Source organism: Bacteroides nordii (assembly GCF_019930665.1).
In the GTDB taxonomy this organism is placed as follows: domain Bacteria; phylum Bacteroidota; class Bacteroidia; order Bacteroidales; family Bacteroidaceae; genus Bacteroides; species Bacteroides nordii.
In genome coordinates, this window is record NZ_CP082886.1 from 5,450,336 (window position 1) to 5,464,122 (window position 13,787).

Genomic DNA, 13,787 nt, shown 5'->3' on the forward strand with positions numbered 1-13,787 from the left:
AGAGATATTCTACGAACAAGTGATTTTTGATATGAAACGACAAAAAGGTTAAGATTACAGTCAAAAAACAGATCAATGCTTTGGATGATTCTGCCTATTTTTGCATCATCAATAAATCTATTAATTTTCTTAAACTATCAAAAGCACATGAAAAAGCAGTTTTGGTACTTTATACTTCTATTCTTATATGTTGTTTCGTTTCCGGTACAAGGTAAAGTAATGCTTCCTTCTATTTTCTCAGACAACATGGTGTTGCAACAAAAAACTCAGGTGAATATCTGGGGAAAAGCCCGTCCGGGTGAACAGGTGACTGTTTCTCCTTCTTGGGATAAAAGAAATTATGCGGTGCAGACATCTGCTGACGGACATTGGAAGCTACAGTTGAAAACTCCTGGGGTGATGGATAATCAGACACTGATTGTAAAAGGAGAAAACACGATTATCATACATAATATATTAATAGGTGAAGTATGGCTTTGTACGGGACAGTCTAATATGGAGTTTCCGGTGGCACGTGATCCTAAAGTTAAATGGAAAACGGGGATGATAAATGAAGCGGAAGAGATGAAAGATGCTGATTATCCTTCTATTCGACTTTTTCATGTAGAGCACCAACTTGCGCCTGAGGATGAAAAAGAGGATTGTGTAGGGCAGTGGGTGATTTGTAATCCGGAGAATTTAAAAGATTTCTCGGCTGTTGGATTCACATTCGGGCGTAAACTTTATAAAGAATTACAAATTCCGGTTGGGTTGATCCAGTCTACCTGGGGAGGTACACATGCTGAGTCATGGACGAAGATGGAGGTTATGAAAAATAACCCATTATATTCTGATGTTCTGGAAGATTTTGCTGTGCAAAACGTGAAACGTGAAAAAGATAAATGTAAAGTACCGGCTACCTTGTGGAATGGTATGATTGCTCCGATTCTGGGTTATACAATAAAAGGGAATATCTGGTATCAGGGAGAATCTAATTCCATTCGTTATGAAAAGTATCAGGAGGTATTTACAAACCTTATCAATAGTTGGCGTAAGGAATGGGGACAGGCCGATATGCCTTTCTATTTTGTGCAGATTGCTCCACATTATAAACAACCTGCTGGCATTCGTGAAGCACAATTGAATACCTGGCAGAGTGGTTTGCGCAATGTGGGTATGGCGGTAATTACAGATGCTGCTGATTCTACCGATATTCATCCGCGTAATAAAAAGGTGACAGGGGAACGTCTGGCAGCTTGGGCTTTGGCTAAACAATATGGTAAAAAGGGGGCTTATTCCGGTCCGCTTTATAAGAATATGAAAGTGAAAGGGGGAAAAGTTACACTTACTTTTGATTATGCAGAAAGTGGATTGCAGACCCCTGATGATACTCCTGTAAAAGGTTTCTTTATTTCTGGTCCAGATGCTCGTTTTTATCCGGCAACGGCAATGATCCAGGGGAATAAGGTAGAACTCTATGCTCCTGAGGTTCCTCAGCCTACAGCCGTGCGTTATGGTTACGGAAACTTTTTCCGTGTGAATCTTTATAATAAAGCCGGTTTCCCGGCCGTACCTTTCCGTACGGATCATTTTGCTCCGGATACGTATGCCCGCTGGTTTGCTGATTCTGAGATGCGCCGGTTTCCGAAGGCTTATCAACTGGATCATGGAAAGCGTTTGTTTTTTGGCTATGCACAGGGAGTAGGTTGTTGCGCTATGCTAAAAATGTGGAAACAGACAGGTGAGAAGCGTTATTTTGATTATGTAGAGGCGTGGGCGGACTCGCTGATAAATGAAGCAGGGCAAATCCATCTGTATGATGTGTCCACCTACAACATTGATTATATTAATTCGGGTAAAGTGCTATTTGATCTTTATCGTGAGACGGGTAAGGAAAAGTATAAAATGGCAATGGACCTTTTAATAAAACAGTTGAAGAACCATCCCCGTACACTGGAGGGTGCATATTGGCATAAATTGATTTATCAGCACCAAATATGGTTGGATGGTTTGTATATGGCTTCACCTTTTCTGGCACAATATGGGGCGGAGTTCAATCAACCGATGTGGATAGATGAGGCAGTGAAACAATTTACACTTTGTCACAAGCATACTTATGATGCTAAAACGGGTTTGTATCATCATGCTTGGGACGAGAGTAAAAGCCAGCGTTGGGCAGATCCGGAAACGGGACATTCACCTAACTTCTGGGGGCGCAGTATCGGCTGGTGGTTTATGGCTTTGGTGGATGCTCTGGACTATATTCCGGAGAATCATCCTGGACGTGCCGATATGATAAGCTGGATACAAGGGCTTGCCGATACACTTCCTAAATACCAGGATAAGGCCGGCTTGTGGTACCAAGTGATTGATCAGCCGAAGCGTGAAGGCAATTTTCCGGAAGCATCTGTAACTTCACAGTGTATGTATGCTTATGCAAAAGCGGTAAATAAAGGATATATTGATGCGAAATACAGAGAGGTAGCGGAGAAAGCTTTTAAGGGATTGAAAGACAAACTGCTTATTGAGAATCCTGATGGTACACTTACGTTGACGCGTTGTTGTCAGGTAGGTGGTCTGGGAGGACATCCGTACCGGGATGGTAGTTTTGAATATTATATCGGTGAGAAAATGCGTGATAACGATGCCAAAGCTACGGGTCCTTTTATCATGGGATGTATCGAACTGGGAGAGTAGGTGATAAAAATAATGATGAGTACTGATTTAAAATTAGTATAAATAATACCCGCTAAATAATCATTTAATTGTAATGTATTACTTAGGATGATGGATAAAAAAATAAGAATAGTGTTACTGGCTTGGTTATTGTGCCCTTTTGCAGCGGCACAAACAATAAGTTGGCCGGAGATAACCACTGAATCGAAACCAGCTGCCCGTTGGTGGTGGATGGGAAGCGCCGTAGATAAAGAAAATCTGACTCATAATCTGAATGCTTATGCGAAAGCGGGAATGGGAACGATGGAGATAACTCCTATCTATGGAGTAAAAGGAAATGATGAAAATGATATTCCATTTCTTTCTTCTCATTGGATGGAGATGCTGCAATATACTGAGGGTGAAGCGAATCGCCTGGGTATGCAGATTGATATGAATACTGGTACCGGGTGGCCTTTCGGAGGCCCTGAGGTAACCATAGAAGACGCTGCCTGCAAGCTTTTCGTATCGGAATATACATTGCAGGGTGGTGAACAACTGAAAGAGAAAATAGAAGTTGCTGACGAGAAGCAACGTGCCTATGCTAAGCTAAGCCGTTTGATGGCTTTTTCTGATAAAGGGAAATGCATAAACCTGACGTCTAAAGTGAAAGACGGTATTTTGCAATGGAAAGCTCCCAAAGGAAACTGGCAATTGATAGCTGCCTTTTGCGGAAAGACATTCCAGAAAGTGAAGCGCGCTGCTCCCGGAGGAGAGGGATACGTGATGGATCATTTGTCCGGCCGGGCTGTGAAAAATTATCTGAATCGTTTTGAACGTGCCTTTGAAGCATCAGGAGCACCTTATCCGCATAACTTCTTCAATGATTCTTACGAAGTCTATAAGGCAGATTGGACTGAAAATCTTTTTGACGAATTTGCCACACGCCGCGGATATAAACTGGAAGAACATCTTCCGGAATTTTTGTCGGATAAACGTACGGATATGGTTTCCCGGATTATTTCCGACTACCGGGAGACGATTGCCGAATTACTTTTAGAGAACTTTACCCGACAATGGACAGAATGGGCGCATTCACACGGTTCCAAAACACGTAATCAAGTACATGGCTCACCTGGTAATCTGATAGATCTGTATACTACTGTAGATGTTCCCGAATGCGAGGGTTTCGGTATTTCTGATTTTGGAATCCGTGGTTTACGCCGTGATTCATTAACACGTCCTAACGATTCAGACTTGTCGATGCTGAAATATGCTTCTTCGGCTGCTCATATTGCCGGTAAACCATTTACTTCGTCTGAAACATTCACCTGGCTGACGGAACATTTTCGTACGTCGCTTTCTCAGTGTAAGCCCGATATTGATCTGATGTTTATCTCAGGGGTAAATCACACCTATTTTCATGGGACCACTTATTCGCCTGTTGAGGCTGTATGGCCGGGATGGAAGTTCTATGCTTCCGTTGATATGAGCCCTACAAATAATATCTGGCGGGATGCTCCGGCATTTTTTGATTATATAACCCGTTGTCAGAGCTTTCTGCAGATGGGGAAATCTGATAATGATTTTCTGGTATATCTGCCTGTATATGATATGTGGCAGGAGCAGGACGGACGTCTCTTGATGTTTGATATTCATAAAATGGCAAAGCGTGCGCCCCGTTTTATCGATGCAGTTCATCGTATTTATAATGCAGGTTATGATTTGGATTATATTTCCGATAATTTCATACGCTGTCTTACTTGTATGGGTGGGAAATTAGTTACCTCCGGAGGTACCGTGTATCAGGCGTTACTCATTCCGGGCGCGAGACTGATGCCGGATGATGTACTTGCCAAATTATTCCGGTTGGCAGATGAGGGAGCTACTATTGTATTTCTGGAACAATATCCGGAAGATGTTCCAGGATATGACCGGTTGAATGAACGTCGTGCTGCTTTTAAGAAATTGATGGCACAAAAAGACAAATTACGGAAAGGGCGTATTTTGTTTGGAACGGATTATGACCACACATTGGCGGAAACAGGTGTACAACCCGAAAGGATGAAAACAGCTTATGGTTTGAGTTGTATCCGTCGTACAAACGAAGATGGATATCATTATTTTATTTCTGCCCTGAAAGGAGAAGATACGGAAGGATGGATACCTTTGGGAGTTCAGGCTGCATCTGTCCTGATCTATAATCCTGTGAACGGAGAGAGTGGAAAAGCTCTTTTGCGTCAGAAGGATGGACGTACAGAGGTGTATTTGCAGGTAGCATCCGGGGAATCAATATTGCTGAAAACGTTTACGAATGCCGATGTACAGGCTTCTGCATGGGGATATTACGAGCCAAAAGCCGATGGATTGACTTTGACGGGTAAATGGGGCTTTCGTTTCGTAGAAAGTATTCCGGCTGTTTCGGCTGCTCCTGATTCGGTAACGCTGGGCTCATGGACTGAACTTCCGGTAGCAGAAGTAAAGAATACAATGGGAACAGCCTCTTATTCATTCAAATTTAACCTGAACGATCTTTCTATTCCTGAATGGAGACTCGATTTGGGTGATGTGCGTGAGAGCGCTCGTGTTCGTATTAATGGAAAGGACGTTGCTACATTGTGGTCAGTTCCTTATCGTTGTCTGGTAGGTAAATATCTTCGTCTCGGTGAAAATATACTGGAGGTAGAAGTAACTAACTTACCTGCCAATCGCATTGCGGATATGGACCGGAGAGAAATACCCTGGCGTATTTTTAAAGATGCCAATATTGTAAGCCTGGATTATAAAAAAACGGGATATGGAAACTGGGAACCTGTGTCAAGTGGATTGATTGGCCCGGTAAAAGTAATTCCAATGAAGAAAGGAACTTTCTATTATGAATAAATATTTTGCTTTGATACTTTTTTTGTCTGCTGTAGTTGCTGTTTATGCACAGGACCCTCGCGAGCGGCAATATATGTATGAGATACTTGATCCGCGGCATGAGCCCAAACCACTGGTTGAGGGTTTTGCTAAAGAGCGGATTACGGAACATTTGAATCGCGGACTTTATGCCGCTCCTTCCCAGGATGGGAAAGGGGTTTACCTTAGTTGGCGGTTATTGAATACAGATACTCCTGCTACCGCCTTTCATGTTTATCGGGAAGTAAATGGCAAGAAACGCCGTCTCACTAATAAACCTGTGATGCAAACCTGCGACTTTATTGATAATGCTCCTGTACAGGAAAAGGCGGTTTATTGGGTAGTTCCCGTGGTAAAAGGGCTTACACCTGTTGCATCCGAAAGAGTAGAGATTGAAGCCGGGAAATGTACTAATTATACTTCTATCCGGCTGAAAGATAATGCGAAGGCTGGTAAAGTAGCTTTAGCCGATTTGAATGGCGATGGTGCTTATGATTACATTATCCGTACACCTGAAACCAATGTAGATCCGGGTATGCCGGGAGATACTACCGGAAAAACGTATAAGATATCTGCCTATCTGAATGATGGTACCTGGCTTTGGACCTATGATATGGGCCCTGGTATTGAGCCTGGTATCTGGTATTCTCCTTTTATCGTTTATGATTTTAATGGGGATGGTAAAGCTGAAATTGCTATAAAAACAGCCGGTTCTGATTTTGTAAAAAATGAGAAAGGACGTGTTTGTGGTGGTAGTGAATATCTGTCTGTGCTGGACGGAATGACCGGTAAAGAGATTGATCGTGTGGACTGGCCCGAACGGAATGATCGTTATGGCAATCTGATCCGACAGAACCGCAACCAGATGGGAGTGGCTTATCTGGATGGGAAAACACCTTGTATACTCGCTGCCCGTGGTACTTATAAGTTGATGGTGGTAGACGCCTGGCAATTAAAAGAAGGTAAGCTACAACGTATGTGGCGTTGGGATGGAGACGAAGAAAATCCGGTTGTGCGTAGTATGGGAGCTCATAGTATGGTGACGGGAGATGTAGACGGTGATGGGCGTGATGAGATACTGCTGGGTTCTTGTATGCTTGATGATAATGGGACTTTACTCTGGTCATCGGGATTAGGACATAGCGATAAGGCCTATTTGTGTAAATTACATCCGGATATGGAAGGATTACAGGTATTCATGGTGAGTGAACCCAAAAAAGAAGATGGACGTGGGGTATCTGTTGTGAGTGCCCGTACCGGAGAATTAATATGGGACATTGGGCATACAACTTACCACGTAGGTGATGGTATGGTAGCCGATTTTGATCCGGAATATCCCGGTTTAGAGTGCTTTGCCAGTGAAGACCGCAAAGGAGGGAGTACTGATAAGTATTTGTTGACTTCAGACGGAAAGAAACTGAATGTAACCCGTGAAGAGGTTCCGGGTTGTCGTAATTGGATTTGGTGGGATGCCGATCTGCTTCGTGAAACCTTTCGTGGCGATGATAATCGTTGGGGAGCAGGCTCTTCTTCCAATGGTAAGAAACAGAGTATCTGGAAGTGGAAAGGCGAAGAGCTGACCAAAGGTGTTGAGGGAGATATTCTGATGATGGCCGATATGGAAGGAGATTGGCGTGAAGAGCTAATTACTGCACTTCCGGGAGAGTTACGCATTTACCATACTGTTATTCCGGCAAAGGATCGTCGTATTACGCTTATGCAGGATCCACTCTATCGTAGCTATGTGGCTCATCGCAGTATGGGATATCCGCAGGCACCGGTAACCTCTTATTTTCTTGGAGAATAATTGAGTCACATAAACTAAGAATATTTGCAGTGATGCTTTGAAGGAATATACCACGAAGTTGAGAGTCTGTTTTAATCTTCCTCTTAAAAGTATTTCTCGATTTATTTAGAGTTTATTTTTGGGCCATTTTTCTGTTTTTATTTGTCAGATAGTGCGCTATCCTTCTTCTTGGAAATGTAAAAAGTCCTCGATGATAACTTTAAAATAATACTGAACAAAATTTATAAAATATATGCTTCAGTAGCATGTACTGCATGAATCAACCTATATGGTAAATCAAATTTTTAACGATATATTATTTAAGGATGAAAAAGAAAATTTGTGCTTTTTTGCTTACAGCTACAATGGCTGTAGTATCTGTTGCCACTCCCCTTACAGTGTGCGATTTCGAGAATTATCCCATTGGAACGGAATGGAAACTATGGCAGAGTAACGGTGGATCTATCACTTCGACTGCCATAGTAGAAGCTGATCCAACAAACCCTGATAACAAAGTTCTCCATATCGTGTTGAAAGATTGGGGATGCCATCCTGAGTTTATAATCAACAGTACATTGCGTGGCAACGAATTAACGGATCGTTATGGTTCCATACGTTATCGCTTGTATCGCAGTGCCACCGACATCGACAATTGGAAGCAGTTTGCAGCTTTTATAGGTGACACGGAAGTATATCGTGACGAAGGCTATCCCCAACAGGGTAATAACAACGAATGGCAAGTGAAAACTTATACGATGAAGGGATTGTCTCCTGACAATGTCTCCGACAAACTTCGCTTGGGCATCCATCACGCCAATTCGGATTTTTACATTGATGATATACAATTGGTTGGGACCTATGATGATTTTGTGTCTGTGGAAGATAATGGTACCTTCGATTATTGTGTGGACAACACAGCTTCTTCCTATAGGAATATTTCTGACAATATCTATATCTCTGCGGGACAAATTGCCAATGTGCTAACCTCACGCTATTCGGAATGGACGGGTAAGTTGGCAGGTGAAGGCACGCTCAAAATACATGCTGGAGGTGAACGTTCGTATTTGGGAACCTCTGCCAGTAAAGGAACCACTACGCCGGATTGGAGTGGTTTTAAAGGAAGTATCGAACTCTATCCTTATAAAGATGTGAATAGCAGTTGTGGATTTTATGGGCTGGTTATGAGTAGTGGTACTTTTCAACCCGATAATCTGGCTGCATCGAATTGCAATAATCTTCTTGCCGACAAGACTCTCATCATGAGAGACGGTACGATGTTGGCATTGGAGTCTGGTACGCGTGGCGTCCGTATCGGTGAAATCCACAGTAGTAAAAACTCTTGGTTGGGAGGGTATTATAAAAAAGGTACAGCCAATTCTTATTATGTCATTGGAGGCAAAGGTACTGATGGCGTGTTGGGCAGTCTGATTGCCCCTCAAGCATCGGGTAACAAAGTGGGTATCCTCAAGGAAGGTATTGGTAATTATTATCTGACAGGCAACGAGAACGATATCAACGGAGGATTGTGCGTTCTTCAAGGTGGTATCATAGTTGCAAATGACAAAGAAGTGGCTTTACAAGAGAATTTATCGGGTGCGACTGGTAATAGTAGTACTGTGATGGTATATCATAGGGCTACACTCTGTGGAAATGGGAATATTGCTGCCGCTACAGAGGTGTATGGCACATTGACGGGGGGAGACCCGTTTACACTTGACCAAGCGTTGGGTACACTCACTTTTGCGGACTATACTAAAGCAGCGTTGGCAGTGAAAGTAACTTTGCATCCCGAAGCCAATATTATTGCATATATTAAAGATGCGAAAAACTTTTCGGCGATTGACATCAAAGGTACACTTGTCTTTAGTACGATAACTGAAGACTTTGAAACCTCTGATAAGCAGCCTCGTTTGAAGATAGCGTTGACAGAAGATGCCGAACTGCATGTGGGTGATGAGATTGTCTTGCTTTCAGCTATGAAGGAGGATGTGGATAGTTGGGATTTCGACATCCGTTATCCCAAGTCTTATACATGGGTAGTGGATGAACGAGAAGCAGAAGACGGTCGTTTCTGCGTAGTGGCCAAAGTGACATCGCTCGCCTATAGTGGTCAAGGTGATCAGGAGGACGATGACGAACCAGATGATGGGGAGACTGTTTATCCTGATGACGACTGGGTTGAGGATATGGATATGACTACCTCACTTCGTTTCTATGCTGAGAAATTAGGAAAAAATATTGGTGTGGCAGCTGCCAGTTATCGATATGATTTCAGCCAGACTAACGGTGAGATTGGTCTTGTGGGGGAGGAATTCAATATGATTGTTGGTGAAAATGAGATGAAATTTGATGCCACTGAACCTAACCAAGGTGAATTCAATTACGGAGGTTCTGATGCCATTCTATGGCTTTCAGACAGATACGAGCAGGTGGTACGTGGTCATACCTTGGCATGGCATCAGCAGGTTCCATCGTGGGTAAGTTCGGATGGAAAGAAGAATAATAACAATTTCTCCAAACGTCAACTTTTGGATATCTTGAAAAATCATATATTCAATGTTGTTGGCAGATATAAAGGTAAGATTACGGAATGGGACGTATGCAACGAGGTACTCGATGATGACCAGTCAATTGTTCGTTCTGATCCTACAGCCTATAAACTTCGTCCCTCTATCTGGGCTACTTATATCGGTGAAGAGTTTATTGACTCAGCTTTCGTTTGGGCACATCAGGCTGATCCCGATGCTAAGTTGTATATCAACGAGTATGGGGCAGAGATGGTAGGAAAAACAAAGACGGAAGCTTATTACAACCTTGTTAAGCGCTTGAAAGAATCAGGTTTGGCCATCGAAGGGTGTGGTTTGCAGTGCCACTTCACTACAGGTGAACTTGATACCATGAAATTGGAAAAGAATATCCGCCGTTATGACAATCTTGGGCTTAAGTGTATCATTACAGAGTTGGATATTGCCCTTGCTGATCCTACAGCGGAGGATGCACTCGAGAGACAAGCGAAAGAATATGGTGCAATTACAAGAATATTTTTAAGGAATGAAAATTGTTCCTCGATGTTGGTTTGGGGTATTTCGGATAACCACTCTTGGAGAAAGAATGCTCCACTTTTATTCAATCATGAACTGAAAGCAAAGCCTGCTTATTATAATGTACATGCGCAACTGCGAAAGGCAGTGGAACAACTGTCCACAGGTCTTGAAAGCCCAAAGACAGATGGCAAGCCATCAGCAAGGTTGTTACGCACTGTTTATTATAATATAATGGGACAAGAAATGACTTCTCCTACAGGTTTTAGGATCGAAAGGAGATTTTATGATGATGGTAGTATAGAAACTATCAAAACGTATAAATAGCATACCATAATTAACGTGAATCCTATGAATTATAAATAAAGTCGAATGAAGAGAATTTTAATTGTTTGGTTTCTTTGTGCATGGACGGTATTGCCGTCCTGGGCACAAACTTATAAATATGAAGAAATATACCAAAAACTTCCCTTTACAATGCCAAAAGTAGAAGCACCCCAGTTTCCTAGTCTGAAGGTGTTTCTGCCGGATTTTGGTGCTGTCGGTAATGGGGTGGAACTTTGTACTGATGCTTTTGCAAAGGCTATTGAAGCATTATCGGCTCGTGGAGGTGGGTACTTGATTGTTCCGGCAGGTATTTGGCTGACCGGTCCTATTGTTCTGAAAAGTAATATTAATCTTCATATTGAGAAAGGGGCTGTGATTCTCTTCTCTCCGGATGTTGAACTTTATCCGTTGGTAGAAACTGTGTTTGAAGGATTAGACACTCGCCGTTGCCAGTCGCCTATTTCGGGACGTAATCTGACTAATGTAGCTATTACCGGACAAGGAGCAATAGATGGAAACGGTCATTATTGGCGTCCTTTGAAACGTGAGAAAGTGACAGAAAGTGTCTGGAAACAAACCATTGCCCGGGGAGGAGTTTATAAACGTCCTACTTATTGGTTTCCATATCCGCAAACACTTAAAGGAGATACTATCAGCAATATGAATGTACCTCAGAATTTAAAGACGGAGGAAGAGTGGCAGAGCGTACGTCATTTCCTGCGTCCGGTGATGGTAAGTCTGATAGAGTGTAAAAACGTCTGGTTCCAAGGGGTGATCTTTCAAAATTCTCCGGCATGGAACCTACACCCTCTGATGTGTGAGAATGTTTTGATAGAGGATATACAGGTACGTAACCCGAGTTATGCTCAGAATGGCGACGGGCTTGATTTGGAATCCTGTAAAAATGCACTGATTGTGAATTCTACATTTGATGTAGGAGATGATGGTATCTGCTTGAAAAGTGGAAAGGATGAAGACGGACGTCGTCGTGCCCGTCCTTGTGAGAACGTTGTAGTAGATGGCTGTACGGTATTCAAAGGACATGGCGGTTTTGTTGTAGGCAGCGAGATGAGTGGTGGAGTACGTAATGTTTCCGTTAGTAACTGTCAGTTTTTGGGGACGGATGTCGGACTGCGTTTCAAGAGTAAGCGGGGACGCGGGGGAGTTGTTGAGAATATCTGGATACGTAACGTTTCTATGATGGATATTCCGACGGAACCTGTGACTTTCAATCTTTACTATGGAGGTAAGTCTGCTGTTGAAGTATTAGAGAGTGGTGAGAAGATTCCTGCTAAAGTTGACCCGTTGCCGGTAGACGATACTACTCCTTGTTTTCGTAATATTCATATTTCGAATCTGGTATGTTCCAATGCACGCCGAGCGCTGTTTTTTAATGGTATACCAGAGATGCCAATTGATGGTATAACGCTTGATAATCTGGATATTACTTCTCAGATAGGAGCCGAATTTATTTATAGTCGCAATATTACTTTGAAGAATGTGACAATACATAATAAAGAAGGTGAAAAGTTCATTATCCGCTTTTGTGAAGGAGTGAGCCAAATTGTCAAATAAGACACCCTTTATATCAAAACGTGCAGCACAAATAGGGGAGGAATCCCCTATTTTTGTATCATTAAAAGTATTACTCACAATAATTGAATGTATACCATGAAGAACCTGACTTGCCTGATAGGAGTATTCCTGTCTGTTATAAGTTTCAACGTTACAGCACAAACTGCTAATATCCCCGATTTCCCTTGGATGAAGGAGGTTGGCGCTAAGACTTTTCCTGTACAACAAACCGTTTATAATGTAACCGATTACGGTGCCAAAGGAGATGCATTGGAAATGAATACCACTGCTATTCAGAAAGCAATTGACGCTGCTGAGCAGGCAGGAGGAGGTATTGTTACTTTTAGTCCGGGAATTTATCTGACCGGTGCTCTCTTTGTAGGTAATAATGTCAATTTTAATATTCCTAAAGGAACTACGCTTATCGGTTCGCAGGACATTGATGATTATAAGAAAATAGATACCCGGGTGGCCGGTGTAGAAATGAACTGGCCTTCGGCATTGGTCAATATAATAGGTAAGAAGAATGCCGCGATTTCCGGTGATGGAGTAATTAACGGTCGCGGCAAAGTTTTCTGGGATAAGTATCGTTCGATGCGGAAAGAATACGATCCGAAAGGGTTACGCTGGATTGTTGACTATGATTGTGAACGTCCGCGAGGTATTCTTATCGCCGAATGTGAGAATGTAACAGTAGAAAACATAGTGCTTTATCAGCCGGGTTTCTGGAGTTTACACATTTTATATAGTAAATATGTTACTGTTGACGGAATTATTATTAGTAATAATATTGAAGGTCGTGGTCCCAGTACAGATGGCATAGACATCGACTCTTCAGAATATATATTGGTACAAAACTCGAATATCAATTGCAATGATGATAATTTTTGTCTGAAAGCAGGCCGTGACAGTGATGGTCTCCGGGTGAATCGTCCTTGCCGTTACGTCGTGATTCGTGATTGCATTGCCGGACATGGAGACGGATTGTTTACTTGTGGCAGCGAAACTTCGGGTGGTATCAACAATATTGTGGCTTATAATATGACAGGTATGGGCACAAAATACGGATTACGTTTCAAGAGTACTTGTCAGCGTGGTGGTGTAATAGAGGATATCTATCTCTGTAACATTGAAATGATTGGAGTACGCGATCCGTTTGTGGTTGATTTAAACTGGCATCCGGCTTACAGTACTTCAAAGTTGCCTGAAGGTTACGATGAAAAAAATGTTCCGACACACTGGATTAAGATGTTGACTCCGGTAGATCCTAAACAAGGAACTCCCAAATTCCGTAATGTACATTTTATGAATGTTACTGCCACTAACGCACAAACCTGTATCAAGGTGTCTGGTATAGAGAATAGTACAATTGATGGATTTGACTTTGATAATGTACATTTCAGTGGAGAGAACGCAGGAACCATTTCATGGGCAAAAGACTGGAAGATGAATAACTTTTCTGTAAATGCTAAAAGTAAACTGAAACTTGAACATAACAAGAATGTAGATATCACAAAATAAAC

The 13,787-nt window shown here is 42.3% G+C and carries 6 protein-coding genes; all 6 read left to right on the forward strand.

Annotated elements, in window-relative coordinates:
* Nucleotides 1–147 precede the first annotated feature (147 nt).
* Nucleotides 148–2,676: a glycoside hydrolase family 88 protein gene (locus K8P02_RS20970; RefSeq protein ID WP_223381781.1), complete on the forward strand. Its 2,529-nt coding sequence runs from the start codon at nt 148–150 to the stop codon at nt 2,674–2,676.
* Between the two features lie 87 nt (nt 2,677–2,763).
* Nucleotides 2,764–5,517: an alpha-L-rhamnosidase gene (locus K8P02_RS20975; protein WP_223381783.1), complete on the forward strand. Its 2,754-nt coding sequence runs from the start codon at nt 2,764–2,766 to the stop codon at nt 5,515–5,517.
* Nucleotides 5,510–7,342: a rhamnogalacturonan lyase family protein gene (locus K8P02_RS20980; RefSeq protein ID WP_221651166.1), complete on the forward strand. Its 1,833-nt coding sequence runs from the start codon at nt 5,510–5,512 to the stop codon at nt 7,340–7,342. Before K8P02_RS20975 ends, K8P02_RS20980 begins: the two co-directional genes overlap by 8 nt.
* A gap of 305 nt (nt 7,343–7,647) precedes the next feature.
* Nucleotides 7,648–10,689 (forward strand): endo-1,4-beta-xylanase, encoded by a 3,042-nt coding sequence (locus tag K8P02_RS20985; RefSeq protein ID WP_002559052.1) that lies wholly within the window; start codon nt 7,648–7,650, stop codon nt 10,687–10,689.
* Nucleotides 10,690–10,734: 45 nt separating this feature from the next.
* Complete coding sequence (locus tag K8P02_RS20990) at nt 10,735–12,264, forward strand: glycoside hydrolase family 28 protein (RefSeq protein WP_002559053.1); 1,530 nt, start codon at nt 10,735–10,737, stop codon at nt 12,262–12,264.
* Between the two features lie 96 nt (nt 12,265–12,360).
* Nucleotides 12,361–13,785 carry a glycoside hydrolase family 28 protein gene (locus K8P02_RS20995; RefSeq protein WP_196039443.1) on the forward strand — a complete coding sequence of 475 codons (1,425 nt, stop codon included), beginning with the start codon at nt 12,361–12,363 and terminating at the stop codon, nt 13,783–13,785.
* The last annotated feature ends 2 nt before the right edge of the window (nt 13,786–13,787 follow it).